This is a genomic window from Pseudomonas sp. H1_D05 (assembly GCF_054682705.1).
This window is the reverse complement of the sequence record NZ_CP162825.1, coordinates 1182501-1200362: the sequence shown is the minus strand read 5'-3', so window position 1 is coordinate 1200362 and position 17862 is coordinate 1182501. Positions and strand designations below refer to the sequence as shown.

19 protein-coding genes (1 of these 19 cut by a window edge) are annotated in these 17862 nt (G+C 58.2%); 9 read left to right on the top strand and 10 right to left on the bottom strand.

What is annotated here, in order from left to right:
- Positions 1-4: 4 nt before the first annotated feature.
- The gene (gene estP, locus AB4O11_RS05555; protein WP_460089082.1) at positions 5-1912 is read right to left on the bottom strand and encodes an esterase EstP; all 1908 of its coding nucleotides are present in this window, start codon (positions 1910-1912) and stop codon (positions 5-7) included.
- 408 nt (positions 1913-2320) lie between these two features.
- Here estP and AB4O11_RS05550 point away from each other — a divergent pair, with 408 nt between their 5' ends.
- The 4 genes from AB4O11_RS05550 (at position 2321) to AB4O11_RS05535 (ending at position 5643) form a co-directional block, all read left to right on the top strand.
- Complete coding sequence (locus AB4O11_RS05550) at positions 2321-2914, top strand: aminodeoxychorismate/anthranilate synthase component II (protein ID WP_186619856.1); 594 nt, start codon at positions 2321-2323, stop codon at positions 2912-2914.
- Between the two features lie 9 nt (positions 2915-2923).
- Positions 2924-3973, top strand: a complete 1050-nt coding sequence (trpD, locus tag AB4O11_RS05545; protein WP_095050325.1) for an anthranilate phosphoribosyltransferase — start codon at positions 2924-2926, stop codon at positions 3971-3973.
- Positions 3970-4806: an indole-3-glycerol phosphate synthase TrpC gene (trpC, locus tag AB4O11_RS05540; RefSeq protein WP_093441870.1), complete on the top strand. Its 837-nt coding sequence runs from the start codon at positions 3970-3972 to the stop codon at positions 4804-4806. The genes trpD and trpC overlap by 4 nt, the downstream gene beginning before the upstream one ends.
- A 135-nt stretch (positions 4807-4941) precedes the next feature.
- The gene (locus AB4O11_RS05535) at positions 4942-5643 is read left to right on the top strand and encodes a lipoate--protein ligase family protein (protein ID WP_257356362.1); all 702 of its coding nucleotides are present in this window, start codon (positions 4942-4944) and stop codon (positions 5641-5643) included.
- Positions 5644-5652: 9 nt separating this feature from the next.
- On the opposite strand, the gene crp is transcribed toward AB4O11_RS05535, so the two are convergent.
- Positions 5653-6297, bottom strand: coding sequence for a cAMP-activated global transcriptional regulator CRP (crp, locus tag AB4O11_RS05530; RefSeq protein WP_093441863.1), 645 nt, complete (start codon positions 6295-6297; stop codon positions 5653-5655).
- Between the two features lie 238 nt (positions 6298-6535).
- On the opposite strand from crp, the gene AB4O11_RS05525 reads away from it, so the two are divergent.
- Together AB4O11_RS05525 and speD are read left to right on the top strand one after the other, a co-directional pair.
- Positions 6536-6958, top strand: coding sequence for an OsmC family protein (locus AB4O11_RS05525; RefSeq protein ID WP_016772921.1), 423 nt, complete (start codon positions 6536-6538; stop codon positions 6956-6958).
- 237 nt (positions 6959-7195) lie between these two features.
- Positions 7196-7990, top strand: coding sequence for an adenosylmethionine decarboxylase (gene speD, locus AB4O11_RS05520; RefSeq protein WP_194935305.1), 795 nt, complete (start codon positions 7196-7198; stop codon positions 7988-7990).
- Positions 7991-8101: 111 nt separating this feature from the next.
- Here speD and coq7 read toward each other — a convergent pair whose 3' ends face one another.
- From coq7 to hemJ, 6 genes are all read right to left on the bottom strand, one after another.
- Positions 8102-8749 (bottom strand): 2-polyprenyl-3-methyl-6-methoxy-1,4-benzoquinone monooxygenase, encoded by a 648-nt coding sequence (coq7, locus tag AB4O11_RS05515; protein ID WP_008077993.1) that lies wholly within the window; start codon positions 8747-8749, stop codon positions 8102-8104.
- Between the two features lie 196 nt (positions 8750-8945).
- Positions 8946-9284, bottom strand: coding sequence for a histidine triad nucleotide-binding protein (locus AB4O11_RS05510; RefSeq protein WP_003228789.1), 339 nt, complete (start codon positions 9282-9284; stop codon positions 8946-8948).
- A 57-nt stretch (positions 9285-9341) separates the two neighbouring features.
- Positions 9342-10130, bottom strand: a complete 789-nt coding sequence (locus AB4O11_RS05505) for an SDR family NAD(P)-dependent oxidoreductase (protein ID WP_093441854.1) — start codon at positions 10128-10130, stop codon at positions 9342-9344.
- A 61-nt stretch (positions 10131-10191) separates the two neighbouring features.
- Entirely contained in the window at positions 10192-11142 is a 951-nt protein-coding gene (locus tag AB4O11_RS05500) for a DUF805 domain-containing protein (RefSeq protein WP_460130309.1), read from the bottom strand.
- Between the two features lie 75 nt (positions 11143-11217).
- Positions 11218-12189 (bottom strand): NAD(P)H-dependent flavin oxidoreductase, encoded by a 972-nt coding sequence (locus AB4O11_RS05495; RefSeq protein ID WP_099757314.1) that lies wholly within the window; start codon positions 12187-12189, stop codon positions 11218-11220.
- 33 nt (positions 12190-12222) lie between these two features.
- Positions 12223-12651 (bottom strand): protoporphyrinogen oxidase HemJ, encoded by a 429-nt coding sequence (gene hemJ / locus AB4O11_RS05490; protein ID WP_034155111.1) that lies wholly within the window; start codon positions 12649-12651, stop codon positions 12223-12225.
- 133 nt (positions 12652-12784) lie between these two features.
- Here hemJ and argC point away from each other — a divergent pair, with 133 nt between their 5' ends.
- Together argC and erpA are read left to right on the top strand one after the other, a co-directional pair.
- Positions 12785-13819 (top strand): N-acetyl-gamma-glutamyl-phosphate reductase, encoded by a 1035-nt coding sequence (argC, locus tag AB4O11_RS05485; protein ID WP_034155112.1) that lies wholly within the window; start codon positions 12785-12787, stop codon positions 13817-13819.
- Positions 13820-13987: 168 nt separating this feature from the next.
- Positions 13988-14338, top strand: coding sequence for an iron-sulfur cluster insertion protein ErpA (gene erpA / locus AB4O11_RS05480; RefSeq protein WP_008077999.1), 351 nt, complete (start codon positions 13988-13990; stop codon positions 14336-14338).
- A 71-nt stretch (positions 14339-14409) separates the two neighbouring features.
- On the opposite strand, the gene AB4O11_RS05475 is transcribed toward erpA, so the two are convergent.
- On the bottom strand, positions 14410-15501 hold the full coding sequence (locus AB4O11_RS05475; protein ID WP_093441839.1) for an anhydro-N-acetylmuramic acid kinase: 1092 nt from the start codon (positions 15499-15501) through the stop codon (positions 14410-14412).
- 3 nt (positions 15502-15504) lie between these two features.
- The gene (locus AB4O11_RS05470; protein ID WP_093441835.1) at positions 15505-16923 is read right to left on the bottom strand and encodes a peptidoglycan DD-metalloendopeptidase family protein; all 1419 of its coding nucleotides are present in this window, start codon (positions 16921-16923) and stop codon (positions 15505-15507) included.
- 212 nt (positions 16924-17135) lie between these two features.
- Here AB4O11_RS05470 and tyrS point away from each other — a divergent pair, with 212 nt between their 5' ends.
- Positions 17136-17862, top strand: partial view of a tyrosine--tRNA ligase gene (gene tyrS, locus AB4O11_RS05465; RefSeq protein WP_093441830.1) — the 5' portion only. Its footprint extends 473 nt past the window's final position; 727 of the gene's 1200 nt are visible here — the first part of the coding sequence; its start codon is at positions 17136-17138; its stop codon lies beyond the right edge, outside the window.

The window sequence follows — 17862 nt, the reverse complement described above, 5'->3', positions numbered from 1 at the left end:
GGATTTAGAAGTCGAGCACAACCCCGACATTAACGCCCTGCTGGGTAAAGTCATCATCCTTGCGCAGCGAGTAGCCGCCGCGCAGCGCCAGATCCGCCGTGAGTTTGTGGCTGACGCCCAGGCTCAAACGGTTCAAATGACTCTGCGGCGTGTAGCCCTCAAGTTTGAAGTCGTTGGCCGGCAAGGTATTGAGCGCGATGTTGACCTTCTGCACGTCGTCTTCGTACTCACGCTCGTGAGCGTACTCGCCGAATATCTGGGTTTGCGGGGTGATGTTGTACTTGCCCTGCAAGCCCAACCCCAGGCGTTTCGAGTCACGAGTCTGATCATCGAAAGTCAGCGCCGTGGCGCGGTTGCTTTTCTCTGAGTAGCCGTCGACATCGACGCTGGCGTAGTCGGCGCTGACGAATGGCGACAGGTGCCACTCGCTGCCCGGCTGGGCAATGTCGTAACCGACGCGGGCGCTGAAGGCCCAGAGGCTGCCGTCGGTGTCGCCTTTTTCAGCACCTTCGCTGACGCCCAGATCAAACTTGCGCTTGAGGTTGTCGTAGTCGAGTTTGCCGCCGGTCAACGCTGCGTCAGCCCACCAGCGATTTTGCTGATATTGGGCAAATGCCGTGGCCATGTAGCTGTTGAGTTTGTAGTCGGAATCGTTATGCCCAGCCTCCAGATTCTGCCGGTAGAAACCGCCTGCCACACCGACGCGCCAAGCTTCATTCAAGCGGTAGCTGCCGCCGACGTTGAGGTTGTAACCGCTGCCATCGGCGCTGGCGCCGCTGCTTTGGCTGTCGACATCAAGATGTTGGCCGCCTGCCGAAACAATGGCGCGCCATTGTCCTACCGCTTGCCAGTTCTCCCAGTCCGCCTGCCATTGATTGCGCAGCTCATCCTGATGCGCACGCACGGTGGCGTGGGCCATTTCCGGTAGCAGCGTCAGCTCCCACGGCGCGGCGAGCAGGGAATAGGCGTAATCGGAGATCAGCTTTTGCCCGGCCTCGGTCGGGTGCACGCCGTCGTTGTAGATCAGCTTGCTCGGATCGGGTGTCGCGCTGTTGATGCCGTAACGGGCGTTTTCGGTGCAGCTATTGCCACTGAAGCAGGTCGCAGTGAGGTTCTGATCGGTTGCGAGGCCAAAACGTCCTGGATCGGCAAACACTTCCGACAACAGGACCGGAATGTTCAGCGGAATGATTTCAGCGTTGATGCCTTGCAGGCGAGTGACCAACTGGCTGTTGAACTGCGTGGCGAGCTGGCTGCTGAAGGCTTGCAGCGGTGTACCGTTGATGGCCGGGGTCAGGCCAACGTCAGGCAACAGCCAGACCATCACGTACTTGGCGCCGGCGGTTTGCAGGGTCTGCACGCTGTCGGCCAGTCGATCGGCGGCGGCGTTGGCTTGCGGCAGGCTGAGAATGCGACCTTGCAGGAAGTCGTTACCGCCGCCGGAAATGTAATACAGCGCCTTCGGGTCGGCGCGGAAGCCGTTCGATGGCAGGTAACCGGCGCGGGTGCGTTCGCCGGTTGCGGATTGCGTGGTGATCGAGTCGAGGATCTGGTCGGTGCGATAACCGCCGACCGCCCAGTTGTTACCGTCCGGCTGGCCGTTTTCGGCGCGCACGGCAGAGCTGGAGGAGGCTGTCTGGTCTGGCGAAAAGCCAAGGCGTCCGCCGAGCAACTGCGTGGAATTCAATGAATACAGTTCACCGCTGCCATCCTGATACACCGGCCCGGTCCGGTTGGTGTAACGCTCGGTGGAGCCGGCCGGTCCGCCAGTGTCGGTGAAGGTTCCGGCGTCATTCAGACTGTCGCCGAAAACTATGAAATTCGAATAGGGATTGGGTGCAGCATTGGCCTGAGCACAAGCCAGTGCAAGCAGGCAGCCAGCCAGCGGTACAAACAACGTCTGTTTGATCATGAGCAAGTCCGTTTATTTATTATTGTGGGTGAACGAAACGACAGTACCAAAAACTCCCGGCGTTTTGCCATCGGTCGCGAATCCTCCCCCGGTTTTATCTGCCGCAGCCCCGGCCATATTGCACGCTCCGCCCAGCTAAGTTACTGTGCCGGAACGTATGAACGAGACCTTCCCCGTGTTGATCACCAGCAAACTTCTGGATCAAGTCATCAAGGCACACGCCCGCTGGCGTTGGCGCGCCTGAATCTTTTCTGCCGGCCCCGCCGGATCTGTATCGCTTTGCCTTCCTTGCCTGTTTGAAATGCCGCTGTGCCGACGCATCTTTCTGCGTCCGACATCGTGCAGCGCCCTGCGGGCAAGTGATCTGAAGGCTGTTTTCAAATCAGAATTCAAGAGGTTCGACACGCCATGTTGCTGATGATCGACAACTACGACTCCTTTACTTACAACGTTGTGCAATACCTCGGCGAGCTGGGTGCCGAAGTCAAAGTCGTGCGCAACGACGAGCTGACCATCGCCGAAATCGAAGCACTCAAGCCTGAGCGCATCGTGGTTTCCCCCGGTCCTTGCACGCCGACTGAAGCCGGCATCTCCATCGAAGCCATCAAGCACTTTGCCGGCAAGCTGCCGATCCTCGGCGTCTGCCTCGGCCACCAGTCCATCGGTCAGGCCTTTGGCGGCGACGTAGTGCGTGCGCGGCAGGTGATGCACGGTAAGACTAGTCCGGTATTCCACGAGGACAAGGGCGTTTTCGCTGGCCTGAACCATCCGCTGACCGTCACCCGTTACCACTCGCTGATCGTCAAGCATGCGACGTTGCCCGATTGCCTGGAGCTGACCGCATGGACGCAACACGATGACGGCAGCGTCGACGAAATCATGGGCCTGCGTCACAAGACCCTGAACATTGAGGGCGTACAGTTTCACCCCGAGTCGATCCTGACCGAGCAGGGCCATGAGCTGTTTGCCAACTTCCTCAAACAAACCGGCGGCACGCGCTAAGGACTTCCCATGAATATCAAGACAGCCCTGAGCCGTATCGTCGATCACCTCGACCTCAGCACCGATGAAATGCGCGACGTGATGCGCGAAATCATGACTGGCCAATGCACCGACGCGCAGATCGGCGCGTTCATGATGGCCATGCGCATGAAGAGCGAGAGCATCGACGAAATCGTCGGCGCCGTGTCGGTGATGCGTGAGCTGGCCGATCAGGTAGAACTGAAGACCCTCGACGGCGTGGTCGATGTGGTCGGCACCGGCGGTGACGGCGCGAACATCTTCAACGTATCCACCGCCTCTTCGTTTGTCGTAGCGGCAGCCGGTTGCACCGTGGCCAAGCACGGCAACCGCGCGGTATCGGGCAAGAGCGGCAGCGCCGACTTGCTGGAAGCCGCCGGCATCTATCTGAACCTGACGCCGGTGCAAGTCGCGCGTTGCATCGACAACGTCGGCATCGGTTTCATGTTTGCCCAGACCCACCACAAAGCCATGAAGTACGCCGCCGGCCCGCGCCGCGATCTCGGCCTGCGTACGCTGTTCAACATGCTCGGCCCGCTTACGAATCCGGCCGGTGTGAAACATCAGGTGGTGGGCGTGTTCACTCAGGCATTGTGCCGGCCATTGGCCGAAGTCTTGCAGCGCCTGGGCAGCAAGCATGTACTGGTGGTGCATTCGAAGGACGGCCTGGACGAGTTCAGTCTTGCCGCGCCGACTTTTGTTGCCGAGTTGAAGAACAACGAAATCACCGAGTATTGGGTCGAGCCGGAAGATCTCGGCATGAAGAGCCAGAGCCTGCACGGTCTGTCGGTCGAAGGCCCGGAGGCGTCGCTGGCGCTGATCCGTGATGCTCTCGGCAAGCGCAAGACCGAAAACGGCCAGAAAGCCGCCGAAATGATTGTGCTCAATGCCGGTGCGGCGCTGTATGCCGCTGACGTGGCGAGTAGTTTGAAACAGGGTGTGGAGCTTGCGCACGACGCCCTGCACACCGGCCTCGCTCGAGAAAAACTCGAGGAGCTGGGTGCCTTTACCGCGGTATTCAAAGTGGAGAATGAGGGATGAGTGTACCGACGGTTCTGGAAAACATTCTGGCCCGCAAGGTTCAGGAAGTCGCCGAGCGTAGCGCCCGTGTGAGCCTGAGTGAGCTGGAAAGTCTGGCCAAGGCGGCCGATGCACCCCGTGGTTTTGCCCAAGCGTTGCTGGCGCAAGCCAAGAAGAAGCAGCCTGCAGTCATTGCCGAAATCAAAAAGGCCTCGCCGAGCAAAGGTGTGATCCGCGAGAACTTCATTCCGGCCGACATCGCCAAAAGCTACGAGAAGGGCGGGGCGACCTGTCTGTCCGTGCTGACCGACATCGATTACTTCCAGGGCGCCGATGCTTATCTGCAACAGGCCCGAGCCGCGTGCAAACTGCCGGTGATTCGCAAGGACTTCATGATCGATCCTTACCAGATCGTCGAAGCCCGCGCGCTGGGTGCTGACTGTGTGCTGCTGATCGTCTCCGCACTGGATGACGTGAAAATGGCCGAGCTGGCCGCTGTCGCCAAAGGCGTCGGTCTCGATGTGTTGGTCGAAGTGCACGACGGCGATGAGCTGGAACGTGCATTGAAAACCCTCGACACGCCGCTGGTCGGGGTCAACAACCGTAACCTGCACACCTTCGACGTCAGCCTGGAAACCACCCTCGACCTGCTGCCGCGCATTCCGCGCGATCGTCTGGTCATCACTGAGAGCGGTATTCTCAATCGTGCCGATGTCGAGTTGATGGAAATCAGCGAAGTGTATTCGTTCCTGGTGGGTGAAGCGTTCATGCGCGCCGAGAATCCTGGCACTGAATTGCAGCGTCTGTTCTTCCCGGAGCGCGGGACTTCCATCAGCGGTTCGACCCTCGACTGATTCGCTCTAGACTGAGTCGAGACCATCGCGAGCAGGCTCACTCCCACAGGGGAAATGCATTCCAATGTGGGAGCGAGCTTGCTCGCGAAGGGGCCATCGAAACCGCAAAAGATTTCCATGTTGCCGGAGCCTGTTATGTCGCTGCCAACCTCCCTGACCATCGAAACCGGCCTGCAAGCCGAACAAGACTTGCTGGCCTCGGTCTGCGCCGGTGATGCAGAATTCGGCCTTCTATTCTGGCAACCCAGCGATCGTGCGTTGGTCATGCCTCGCCGCCTCAATCGCCTCGCCACGTTCGACCACGCCTGCGAAGTCTCAGCCGCCGCTGGCTGGCCCGTCCTGCTACGCGAAACCGGTGGCGAACCCGTCCCGCAATCAGCGGCGACGATCAACATCGCCCTGGTCTATGCGCCACCACGCAGCGAAGGCGACCTGAACCGCATCGAAACCGGCTACCACCGTCTCTGCGATCCGATCTGTCAGTTGCTGGAGGAGTTGGGCGGCACGTCATCACTTGGCGAAATCGACGGTGCATTCTGCGACGGCCGTTTCAACGTCAACCTCGACGGTCGCAAAATGGTCGGCACGGCCCAACGCTGGCGCCAGAGTCAGGGCGGGCAACGTCCGGTGGGCCTGGTGCACGGTGCGATGCTGATGGATAACGAGCGCGACTCGATGGTCGCGGCGGTCAATCGCTTCAATGAAGCGTGCGGCCTGGAGCAGCGGGTGCGGGCGGAGAGCCACATTGGCCTGCATGAAAAGTTCAACGCGCCCGGGGCTTTGGCGCGTCTCGATGAACTGTTTCGTTTGATGCTGGCGCAGATCTACAACGCCTGACTATCGGGCTTAGCGCGTACCGAAGACCACCATGGTCTTGCCTTTCACATCGACCAGGTTGCGCTCCTCAAGATCCTTGAGCACGCGACCGACCATCTCCCGCGAACAACCGACAATCCGGCCGATTTCCTGACGGGTCACCTTGATCTGCATGCCATCCGGGTGTGTCATTGCGTCCGGCTGCTTGCACAACTCCAGCAGGCAACGCGCCACTCGGCCGGTTACATCGAAGAACGCCAGATCGCCGACCTTGCGCGTGGTGTTGCGCAGACGTTGTGCGATTTGTCCGCTGAGTACGTAAAGAATGTCCGGATCCTGCTGCGACAATTCGCGGAACTTGGCGTAGCTGATTTCCGCTGTTTCGCATTCGACCTTGGCCCGCACCCAGGCGCTGCGTTGCTGTTCCTGTCCCGCTTGCTCGAACAGGCCCAGTTCGCCAAAGAAATCCCCGGCGTTGAGGTAAGCGATGATCATCTCCCGACCGTCGTCATCCTCGATCAGGATCGTCACAGAACCCTTGATGATGAAGTACAGCGTGTCCGAGCGATCGCCCGCACAGATGATGTTGCTCTTGGCCGCATGGCGACGGCGCTGGCAATGCATCAACAGCTTGTCGAGATTCTTGATTTTGGATGTGGGGGTAATAGCAACCATGGTTGTATCCCGAAAAGACTGCACGGTGATGTTTGATTTTTTATGAGGCGCTGAAGGCGGTCGCTACACGGGCTGGCATGGGCGCCAGCGAATTGGCGCCAGCTTAACAGACACTTCGTCGCAAATTCGAGAAATTACCTACAGCGCTGAGGCATCGTGTCCTAGGAACGTTGCTCGCTGTCCGGGCAAAGCCCTGTGCTAAGCTGGCGACCCTTTTTTTTACAGTGGAGTCTGGGCGATGAAGGCACGCATCCAATGGGCTGGCGAAGCCATGTTCCTCGGCGAATCCGGTAGCGGTCATGTCGTGGTGATGGACGGTCCGCCGGACGCCGGTGGTCGTAATCTGGGTGTTCGTCCGATGGAAATGCTTCTGCTGGGTGTCGGCGGTTGCAGCAACTTCGACGTGGTCAGCATCCTGAAGAAATCCCGTCAGGCCGTTGAAAGCTGCGAGGCCTTTCTCGACGCCGAGCGCGCGACCGAAGATCCGAAGGTGTTCACCAAGATCCACATGCATTTCGTGGTCAAGGGCCGTGGCTTGAAAGAAGCTCAGGTCAAGCGCGCCATTGAACTGTCCGCCGAGAAATACTGCTCCGCTTCGATCATGCTTGGCGCGGCAGGCGTGGCGATCACCCACGACTACGAAATCGTCGAACTCGGTTGAACCGACATTCAACTATCATAAACGCAGTGCAGACTCTGACGATCACTCGTTGACGTCTGCATATTGCGCCACTTTTTTCAGGGCAGTGATCGGTCAGCCGACGGATCAGCCGCTTGAACAGATAACCAAAATCGCCATAGCGAAGAGGTGTTAACCGTCCTACGCAGGTGCGTCGTTCGCACTTGACGGGCATGCTTGATCACGCGGCCGGGCCGCATACATAGAGAGTTTTTAACGGTGAAAAGCAAACTCAAGCTCCACGGGTTCAATAACCTGACAAAGACCTTGAGCTTCAACATCTATGACATCTGCTACGCGGAAACCCCGCAAGACCAGCAGGCTTACGTCGAGTACATCAATCAAGAGTACAACGCGAAACGCCTGACGCAGATTCTCACAGAAGTTGTCGAGATCATTGGTGCCAACATCCTGAACATTGCCAGTCAGGACTATGAACCCCAGGGCGCCAGCGTCACGATTCTGATTTCTGAAGAGCCGGTAACCCCGACTGAAAGCCAGATCGAAGAGTCGCCGGGTCCGTTGCCCGAAATTATCCTGGCCCACCTCGACAAGAGTCACATTACGGTGCACACCTACCCGGAAATCCATCCGGATGACGGTATTGCAACTTTCCGTGTGGACATCGATGTGTCGACTTGTGGTGTCATTTCACCGCTCAAAGCGCTCAATTTCCTCATTCACCAGTTCGATTCGGACATCGTGACTGTGGATTACCGTGTGCGCGGCTTCACCCGTGACGTTGAAGGCAACAAGCACTTCATCGACCACGAGATCAATTCGATCCAGAACTACCTCTCCGAAGACACCCGCGACGCGTACCAGATGACTGACGTGAACGTGTACCAGGAAAACCTGTTCCACACCAAAATGCTGCTGAAGAACTTCGAACTGGACAACTACCTGTTCGGCGACGCCACCAGCAATCTGTCCTCCGAGCAGCGCGTTCAGGTGACCGACCGTGTGAAACACGAAATGCTCGAAATCTTCTACGCACGCAACATGCCGACCTAAGATTCCCGGGTACAAAAAAGGCGACTGTTTCAGGACAGTCGCCTTTTTTATTGCTGGAACAAAGCACCCTGTGGGGGCGAGCCTGCTCGCGATTCAGCACCTACACAGATCTCAGATTCGATAAGTGCTCTTGGTCATCACCTTGGCCAGAATACTCATCCCGAACTTCACCGGCGCCGGAAACCGAAAACCCCCAGCCTCCAGCGCACTTTCCGCATGATGTTCTTCATCTATGCGCATCTGCTCCAGAATTGCCCGGGACTTTTCGTCCTCGGCCGGCAATTGCTCCAGGTGTTCATTCAAGTGCTTGCACACCTGATGCTCGGTCGCCGCGACGAATCCAAGGCTGACCTTGTCGCTGATCAACCCGGCCACTGCGCCGATCCCGAACGACATCCCGTAAAACAGTGGATTCAAAACGCTGGTATGGCTGCCCAACTGATGAATACGCTGTTCGCACCAGACCAGATGATCAATCTCTTCTTCGGCGGCGTGCTCCATGGCCTCGCGCACCTGAGGCAGCTTGGCGGTCAACGCCTGCCCCTGATACAGCGCTTGGGCGCAGACTTCACCGGTATGGTTGATACGCATCAGGCCGGCGACGTGGCGGGTGTCTTCGTCGCTCATCTGCGTGTCCGGCTGCAAAATCGCCGGCGACGGACGGTACGGCTGGCCACTGAAGGGCAGCAGAGTACGCATTGCAGCATCGGCTTGCAGCAGAAGACGGTCAATCGGCGAGTAGTGACGTTGGGTAGTCATGCTGACCTCCGGGAAGAATCTCGGCGGCCAGTTTAACCGAATCGGCCGGGGAAGGTTTGCGTTGGGTCATTTGCTGCGCGGTCATGCTTTTTTGTGGGAGTGAGCTTGCTCGCGAAAGCGGAGTGTCAGGCAATGGAGGTTTTGAATCTGCCGACGCCTTCGCGAGCAAGCTCGCTCCCACAGTTTTTGTCGTGAATCAGCCCGGTGGCCAGTTCATCTGACGCTGACCGAGTACGTGCATATGAATGTGATAGACGGTCTGCCCACCTTTTTCATTGCAGTTCATCACCACGCGGAAACCTTCTTCGCAACCCAGTTCCAGTGCCAGACGCTGCGCAGTGAACAGGATGTGCCCGGCCAGTGCCTTGTCATCTTCGGTCAGGTCATTGAGGGTGCGCACCGGTTTTTTCGGGATCACCAGGAAATGCACCGGTGCCTGAGGGGCGATGTCATGGAAGGCCAGAACCTGGTCGTCTTCGTAAATGATCTTGGCCGGGATTTCCCGGTTGATGATCTTGGTGAACAGAGTATCCACTGCTGTTTTCTCCGCTGTTTGGGCTGAATCGAGTGTACCGCGTTGAATCCGGTTTCTTCAGCGCGGGCAGTAAGCTTTATTGACCATACCGACGATGGTGCGATTGAGCCAGCGCGAGCCCAGTCGCGGCAAGAACGCGAACCAGCGGTTGCGTCGTCCGGGAATGATGATTGCGCGGTTCTTGTCGAGGGCGCGTACGGTGTACAGCGCAACTTCCTCTGGGCTCATCATTAACTTGCTGTCTTTGAGTTTGTCGCTGTTCAGCTGCGCCGTGCGGAAAAATGCCGTGCGTGTCGGGCCGGGGCAGAGTACCGAGACCTTCACCGCACTTTGTTTCAGTTCAACCCGCAAGGCTTCGGAGAAGTGCAGCACATACGCCTTGCTGGCGTAGTAAGTGCTCATCCATGGGCCGGGATTGAAGGCGGCCACCGAGGCGACGTTGAGAATCTGCCCGCCGCCCTGCAGCGCCATGCTGTTGCCGATGGCGTGGCAGAGACGGGTGAGGGCGAGGATGTTCACTTCGATCAGATCCTGCTCGGTCATCCAGTCCTGTGCGAGAAACGGGCCGCAGGTGCCGATGCCGGCGCAATTGACCAGCAAGTCGATCTGTCGGTCACCTTCTTCCAGTTCCAGCAGGAAGCCGGACAGACGCAATGGCTCGCCCAGATCGCAGGCGCGGAACAGTACCTCGACGCCAAAACGCTGGGTCAATTCGATCGCAATGCTTTCGAGCTGATCACGCTGTCGGGCCACCAGAATCAGGCTGCGGCCACGCCGGGCCAGAGCTTCGGCCATGGCCAGGCCGATGCCGCTGGAGGCGCCGGTGATCAGTGCGTAACGGGTCATGCAATTCTCCATCGCAACAGCTCCGCGCCGGCGACGCGGGTGTCACGGCGGGGAGCGCTGTTCATTCTTTCGCAGAGTCTACAGGGGCCTGCGCCGCTTCGGCTGCCTCGTCGGCGGAATCCGCAGGCGTTTCGACCTCTACTTCGACTTCGTCAGTGGTCACCGAGCCACTTTCGTAGCTGCTTTCCAGATTGCTTTCATATTCCTGCTGGATGGCTGAGATGCCGCCGAGCATTCCACCGACAAAAATCAGTGCGAAGAACACGATCCACAGGGAGCACAGCACTTTCACGGCGGTGCTGTTTGGCGGCGGGGGAGGGCCGTAGCGATTGGCGCCGGTGTTGCCCGGTACGACCATGATCACCAGCGGGAAGAAGCTGCCCACGAACGGTACCGGGTTCAGCAGCCAGAGCCAGCCGGACCAGCCAATGTCGTGCAGACGCTGGACGCTGAACAGAATGCTGACAATCAGGAAGGCGATAAACAGGAAGAACGCGAAAATTCCGCCGATGATCAGGCCGGTGGTGGAGTCGCCGCTGACCAGACCCAGAGCCAGCAGGGCGAACACGCCGACAATGGGCAGGGTCACCAGACTCAGGACCATCGTCCATGCCAGAAAACGCAGGCGGCCGATTCGCCCTTCGACGCTGAACGGCTTGAGCGTGGCGAACGCCGGAAGATTTTCCCCCACATTGGCGCGAGGCGGTGCATACGGGGAGTCCGGTTCTGCCACCACAGTGGAGTGTTCCTGGACGTCCGATAGATTCAGTTCGATTGCCGTCTCTGCTTCAATGCGTGCATCAATCCCGGTTTTGCTCAGAGCTTGTAGATAAGCCTGTGCATCGTTGTGGGACAGGTCGCGTTTGAGTGCTACGGCGCGGCCATTGAACAGGCGTTCGATGGCGGCCACTTCACTTTTGAAAAGATCAGCCAGATTGAGCTTGGCGGTAGTGATATCGACACCGGGCTGCAAAGCACCGTCGAATACGATCTTGTAACGGGGTTCGCTCATGGCCGAGGCATCCTTGTCGCGAATGGTTTGAAAGGTCGTCAGTGTAAGGCCAGTCTTGAGTCGACTGGCCCGGTTTTATTCGCGCGGCCAGCGTTTTGGCAATTGTGCTGCGTGTTCCTGGGCTTTCCGGTATTCAGCGTCCAGCCGTGCGATCAATTGATCTACGCTCGGCAGGTCATCGATCTGTCCGACGCCTTGTCCGGCCGACCACACAGTCTTCCAGGCTTTGGCTTCATCATTGATTGGCTTGAGCTTGTCACCGAAATTCACTTCGCCTTTGCCTTGCAGAGCGGCCATGTCGAACCCGGCCGCTTCCAGGCTCTGCCGCATAAAGCTCGCCGGCACTCCCGAGACCGCTGGAGTATGGATGATGTCGGACGCCTTGGCTGTCAGCAGCATCTCCTTGTAGGCGTCGGGCGCATGACTTTCCGTGGTGCCGATAAATCGCGTACCGAAGTAGGCCAGATCCGCGCCGAGCAGCTGTGCGGCGAGAATCTCATGCCCGTGGTTAAGACATCCTGCAAGCAGAAGGGTTTTATCGAAGAACTGACGGATCTCGGCAATCAGCGCAAACGGACTCCAGGTCCCGGCATGCCCCCCGGCGCCGGCCGCCACGGCGATCAAACCGTCGACACCCGCCTCGGCCGCTTTCTCGGCATGTCGGCGAGTGGTGACGTCATGGAAGACCAGGCCGCCATAACTGTGTACCGCGTCGACCAACTCCTTCACCGCGCCGAGGCTGGTGATGACGATCGGTACTTTGTGTTCGACGCAGATGTTCAGGTCTGCCTGCAAGCGCGGGTTGCTGTTGTGCACGATCAGGTTCACCGCGTACGGCGCCGGGTTGTCCAGTGTCGCCAGGCCCGCTTCGATCTGTTCCAGCCAGGCTTTGAATCCGCTGCTTTCGCGTTGGTTCAGCGCAGGAAAACTGCCGACCACGCCATTACGGCAGCAGGCGAGCACCAGCTCAGGGTTGGAAATCAGAAACATCGGCGCCGCCACTACAGGCAGACGCAGACGTTGTTCGAGCAAAGCGGGCAGCGACATTATGAACACCCCAAGGATCTGTACTTGTTGAAGTTAGAACGGCTTGACCACGACCAGAATTACGATAGCCAGCAATATCAGAACCGGCACTTCATTGAACCAGCGATAAAAGACATGGCTGCGGGTGTTTTCGCCACGGGCAAAACGTTTTACCTGCGCGCCGCACATGTGGTGGTAGCCGATCAGCAAGACGACCAGGGTCAGTTTGGCGTGAATCCAGCCGCCCATGCTGAAGATGCTCGGGTTGAGGTAAATCAGCCAGCCGCCGAAGATCAGCGTCGCAATCATCGCCGGACCCATGATGCCGCGATACAGCTTGCGCTCCATGACACTGAAGCGCTCTTTGCTGATCGTGTCTTCGCTTTGCGCGTGATACACGAACAGACGCGGCAAGTAGAACAGCCCGGCAAACCAGCAAACGATGCTGACAATGTGAAAAGCTTTGATCCATAGATAGAGCATTTTTAGTTATTCCAGGTTCACGGTAAGCCGAATAGTAGAGGCTTGAGCGTCCGCACGTCACCTTGACGGTTGTCGCAGGGCCGCGCGGCCCCTATTATCGACGGCTTTCCAGTGGGTTCTTTGAGGGCAGGTTATGGTCAAGGTCGGTATCGTCGGCGGCACGGGTTACACCGGTGTCGAACTGCTGCGTCTGTTGGCGCAGCATCCGCAGGCAGAAGTGGTAGTGATCACTTCCCGATCCGAGGCCGGTCTGGCCGTGGCTGACATGTACCCGAACCTGCGCGGACACTACGACGGCCTGGCCTTCAGCGTCCCAGACATCAAGACCCTCGGCGCTTGCGACGTAGTGTTCTTCGCTACACCGCACGGTGTGGCTCACGCATTGGCCGGTGAATTGCTCGCGGCGGGCACCAAGGTGATCGACCTGTCGGCCGACTTCCGTCTACAAGACGCTGAAGAGTGGGCCAAGTGGTACGGTCAGCCGCACGGCGCACCGGAGTTGCTGGATGAAGCGGTTTACGGTCTGCCGGAAGTCAATCGCGAGCAAATCAAGAAGGCTCGCCTGATCGCGGTACCGGGTTGCTACCCAACCGCTACGCAGCTGGGTTTCCTGCCATTGCTCGAGGCTGGTCTGGCGGATACTTCGCGCTTGATCGCCGACTGCAAATCCGGCGTCAGCGGTGCCGGTCGCGGTGCGGCTGTCGGCTCGCTGTACTCCGAAACGTCAGAAAGCATGAAGGCCTATGCGGTGAAAGGTCACCGTCACCTGCCGGAAATTCGCCAGGGCCTGCGTCGCGCAGCGGGCAAGGATGTCGGTCTGACCTTCGTTCCGCACCTGACTCCGATGATCCGTGGCATTCACTCGACGCTCTACGCGACCGTGGTTGATCGCTCAGTGGATCTGCAGGCGCTGTTTGAAAAGCGCTATGCCAACGAACCGTTCGTCGATGTAATGCCGGCCGGCAGCCATCCGGAAACCCGTAGCGTGCGCGGTGCCAACGTGTGCCGTATCGCCGTTCATCGTCCGCAGGATGGCGATCTGGTGGTGGTGCTGTCGGTGATCGACAACCTGGTCAAAGGTGCGTCGGGTCAAGCGGTGCAGAACATGAACATCCTGTTCGGGCTGGACGAGCGTTTCGGTCTGTCCCACGCCGGTATGCTGCCGTAACACTTTAAGCAGCACAGCGAAAAGGCCCGTTCAGCGGGCCTTTTTGCATTCTGAACAGCTCGTCGGGTTTATTGATATACCGTAACAATAGTTGACCGATTTTCTCGGACAAGCGGATAATGCGCGTCATCACGCATTATGGCGGCGTAACGCCGGGAGATAGTCAGCATGAGCGTCGAATCCTTCACCCCCACGGCTTTGCAATTCACCCACGGTGCCGCGCACAAGGTGAAGAGCCTGGTCGATGAAGAGGGGAATGATCGCTTGAAGCTGCGCGTATTCGTTACGGGCGGCGGTTGTTCAGGGTTTCAATACGGTTTCACCTTCGATGAAGATGTGGCCGAGGACGACACCATCGTCGAGCGCGAAGGCGTGAGTCTGGTGGTGGATCCGATGAGCTTCCAGTATCTGGCCGGTGCTGAAGTGGACTACCAGGAAGGTCTGGAAGGTTCGCGTTTCGTGATCAAGAACCCGAACGCCACCACGACGTGTGGTTGCGGGTCTTCGTTCTCGATCTGATCGCTCCTCGCTCCAGATAACAAAACGCCGCAGAGCCTCACGGTTCTGCGGCGTTTTGCTGTGCTTAATCTTTAAGCAGGGTAGATAGCGCCAAGTATCCGCAGCCCGCGTGCGCCGGTGACGCTTGGGCGGTTGGCGGCGATGCCTTCTAGGCAGCAATGGGCCAGCCAGGCGAAGGCCATGGCTTCGACCCAGTCCGGGTCAACGCCGTGAGTGGCAGTGCTGGCGACTTTGGTGGTCGGCAGCAGCTCGGCCAGACGCTTCATCAGCGTGGCGTTGTGCGCGCCGCCGCCGCAGACCAACAGTTCCTGAGTATCGGTTTGAGCGTTTTGCAAAGATTCAATGATCGTCAACGCGGTCAGCTCAAGCAGCGTCGCTTGCACGTTCTCGGCAGCAAAGGTTGGCAGGTGCGAGAGATGTTGTTCCAGCCAGGGCAGGTTGAACACTTCTCGGCCGGTACTTTTCGGCCCCTTGGTGACGAAGAACGGATCGCTGAGGAGTGCGTTTAGCAGTGTCGGCTCGACTGAACCTGTTTTAGCCCAGTCGCCATTGCGATCATAGTTTTCGCCGCGCTGCTGGTGAATCCAGGCGTCCATCAGCACATTCCCGGGGCCGCAGTCGAAACCGGCTACAGGTTTGGTCGGCTCAATCAGACTCAGATTGCTGAAGCCGCCGACATTCAAGACGGCCTGGTTACCGGTACGCTCTTCAAATAACGCTTCATGAAATGCAGGTACCAGCGGAGCGCCTTGGCCTCCGGCCGCCACATCGCGACTGCGGAAATCGCTGACTACGGTGATACCGGTCAGTTCGGTCAGCAGAGCGGGGTTGCCGATCTGCACGGTGAAACCGCGTGCAGGCTCATGGCGAATGGTCTGGCCGTGGCTGCCTATCGCCCGAATGTCTTGCGGTTTGAGTCGCTGCTGATCGAGGAGGGTATGAATGCCCTGCGCCGCGAGTGTCACCCAGTTCTGCTGGGCAATCGCCGAGCGGGCGATTTCGTCAGGACCGCTGGCGCACAAGCCAAGCAGCTCGGCGCGCAGGGATTCAGGCATGGGGATGTAGTGGGTGGCGACCAGTTTGATCGCCGAAGTCTGTTCGATCAGGGCAATGTCCAGACCGTCGAGGCTGGTTCCGGACATCACGCCGATATACAGGGCCATGACTTAGCGCTTGCTCGAAGCCAGCATGGTGGCTTTCTCTTGATCCATGCGCGCCATCAGCGGCTGGCTCTGTGCAAGGAAGCGAGCGCGTTCGGCTTTGGCAATTGGATCAGCCATTGGCAGCTTCTGTCCCAGCGGATCGACGTGAACGCCGTTGACCTGGAACTCATAGTGCAAGTGCGGGCCGGTCGAGAGGCCGGTGGTGCCGATGTAGCCGATGACTTGGCCTTGCTTAACGGAGCCGCCAGTCTTCACGCCTTTGGCGAAGCCTTGCATGTGGCCGTACAGCGTGCGGTAGGTGTTGCCATGCTGGATGATCACCGTGTTGCCGTAGCCACCACGACGTCCGGCCAGCAACACTTTACCGTCACCGGCAGCCTTGATTGGCGTGCCGCGCGGCGCAGCGTAATCAACACCTTTGTGGGCGCGAATCTTGTTGAGAATCGGGTGCTTGCGGCCCATTGAGAACTTCGAACTGATGCGGGCGAAATCCACCGGAGTACGGATGAACGCCTTGCGCATGCTGTTGCCGTCAGCGGTGTAGTAGCTGCTGTTGCCTTGCTTGTTGGTGTAACGCACGGCGGTGTAGGTCTTGCCGCGGTTAGTAAAGCGAGCGGACAGGATAGGTCCGGTGCCGACGGCTTTGCCGTTGACCACTTTCTGCTCGTAGATCACATCGAATTCGTCACCCTGGCGGATGTCTTGAGCGAAATCGACGTCGTAGCCAAAGACGCTGGCCATATCCATGGTCAGACTATGGGAGAGACCGGCACGGGCTGCTGATTGTGAGAGCGAGCTATTGATTACGCCATGGACGTAAGCAGTTCGAACGGTTGGTTTTGCGGTAACCCGGTTGAAGGCATAACCCTTGTCATTCTTGGTCAGGGTAATGGTTTCGACGTCACTGACCTTGCTGTGCAAACTGGTCAGTTGGCCGTCAGGGGTCAATTCGAATTCGAGCTTCTGGCCATGCTTGAGTTGGCTGAACTGTTTGGCTTGTTTGTCGCTGGCCAGGACTTCGTGAACGGAGGCGGCAGGCAGGCCGACCTTTTCGAACAGGGTCGACAGGGTATCGCCCTTGGCAACAATGACCTCGCGATGGCCAGGCGCTTTTGGCTTTTCAGCGGCTGGCGCAGGTGCAGCCTCTGCGGTTTGCGGGGTGTTTTCGCTACTGTTTTCGATTTGAGCAAATGGCGAAGCTACGGGCTCATTTGTGGCTTGAGCTGCGTCAGCGGCGTCTTGATCTTGTGTCAGTTGTTCAGCAGGACTTTCCAGTTCAAGGCTCAGGGTCGTCTTTTTGGCTTCAACATCACTGGAAGGGAATACCAGGAGTGCCAGGCTGAGAAGGGCGGCGATTCCACTTGCGGCGAGCAGGTGGGTCTTCGGGTAAAGCGGAGGCGCTTTAGACGGTTCTGTGGTCATAAGTAATTTTGACTTTGAAAAAAGATGAATTGGAAAAGATGAATGACATGATGAAGATGAAATAACTGTATAAAATATAACCAAATCATCTCTGAAGCAAGTCTGCAGACGCCGCGTTTGTGGATTGGTGTCCGTGCGCCGGGCAAAACTTGTAATTGGTGCACGATCTTGTATGGTTGGTTCCCTTTGAATCTGAGCCTTGCGGGTCTGTTATGAAGTCGGTTGAAGAGCAGCTAGCGCTGATTAAACGTGGTGCGGAAGAACTATTGGTCGAGTCCGAGCTGATCGAGAAGCTCAAGCGCGGCCAACCGCTGCGTATCAAGGCTGGTTTCGATCCGACCGCTCCTGATCTGCATTTGGGTCACACGGTGCTTATTAATAAGCTGCGCCAGTTCCAGGAGCTGGGGCATCAGGTTATCTTCCTTATAGGTGACTTCACCGGAATGATCGGTGATCCGAGCGGCAAGAGTGCTACGCGTCCTCCGTTGACTCGCGAGCAGGTTCTGGAAAACGCCGAGACTTACAAGACGCAGGTGTTCAAGATTCTTGATCCGGCGAAAACCGAAGTTGCGTTCAACTCCACCTGGATGGACCAGATGGGGCCGGCGGACTTCATCCGCCTGACCTCTCAGTACACCGTGGCGCGTATGCTTGAGCGTGACGACTTCGATAAGCGCTACACCACCAATCAGCCAATCGCTATTCACGAGTTCCTCTATCCGCTGGTGCAGGGATACGATTCGGTTGCGCTTCGGGCGGATGTCGAGCTGGGTGGTACCGATCAGAAGTTCAACTTGCTGATGGGGCGTGAGTTGCAGCGTGGTTATGGTCAAGAGGCTCAATGCATTTTGACCATGCCGCTGCTCGAAGGTCTGGATGGCGTGAAGAAGATGTCCAAATCCTTGGGCAACTACGTCGGTATCCAGGAAGCGCCGGGCG

Bases quoted from the DNA above. Each gene is read 5' to 3' on its own strand.
- coq7 (WP_008077993.1), bottom strand. From the start codon at position 8,749: ATGACTACCCAACGTCACTACTCGCCGATTGACCGTCTTCTGCTGCAA.
- trpD (WP_095050325.1), top strand. From the start codon at position 2,924: ATGAATATCAAGACAGCCCTGAGCCGTATCGTCGATCACCTCGACCTC.
- AB4O11_RS05470 (WP_093441835.1), bottom strand. From the start codon at position 16,923: ATGACCACAGAACCGTCTAAAGCGCCTCCGCTTTACCCGAAGACCCAC.
- trpC (WP_093441870.1), top strand. From the start codon at position 3,970: ATGAGTGTACCGACGGTTCTGGAAAACATTCTGGCCCGCAAGGTTCAG.
- AB4O11_RS05550 (WP_186619856.1), top strand. From the start codon at position 2,321: ATGTTGCTGATGATCGACAACTACGACTCCTTTACTTACAACGTTGTG.
- AB4O11_RS05505 (WP_093441854.1), bottom strand. From the start codon at position 10,130: ATGACCCGTTACGCACTGATCACCGGCGCCTCCAGCGGCATCGGCCTG.
- estP (WP_460089082.1), bottom strand. From the start codon at position 1,912: ATGATCAAACAGACGTTGTTTGTACCGCTGGCTGGCTGCCTGCTTGCA.
- erpA (WP_008077999.1), top strand. From the start codon at position 13,988: ATGAGCGTCGAATCCTTCACCCCCACGGCTTTGCAATTCACCCACGGT.
- AB4O11_RS05535 (WP_257356362.1), top strand. From the start codon at position 4,942: ATGTCGCTGCCAACCTCCCTGACCATCGAAACCGGCCTGCAAGCCGAA.
- AB4O11_RS05500 (WP_460130309.1), bottom strand. From the start codon at position 11,142: ATGAGCGAACCCCGTTACAAGATCGTATTCGACGGTGCTTTGCAGCCC.
- AB4O11_RS05525 (WP_016772921.1), top strand. From the start codon at position 6,536: ATGAAGGCACGCATCCAATGGGCTGGCGAAGCCATGTTCCTCGGCGAA.
- hemJ (WP_034155111.1), bottom strand. From the start codon at position 12,651: ATGCTCTATCTATGGATCAAAGCTTTTCACATTGTCAGCATCGTTTGC.
- crp (WP_093441863.1), bottom strand. From the start codon at position 6,297: ATGGTTGCTATTACCCCCACATCCAAAATCAAGAATCTCGACAAGCTG.
- AB4O11_RS05475 (WP_093441839.1), bottom strand. From the start codon at position 15,501: ATGGCCCTGTATATCGGCGTGATGTCCGGAACCAGCCTCGACGGTCTG.
- argC (WP_034155112.1), top strand. From the start codon at position 12,785: ATGGTCAAGGTCGGTATCGTCGGCGGCACGGGTTACACCGGTGTCGAA.
- AB4O11_RS05495 (WP_099757314.1), bottom strand. From the start codon at position 12,189: ATGTCGCTGCCCGCTTTGCTCGAACAACGTCTGCGTCTGCCTGTAGTG.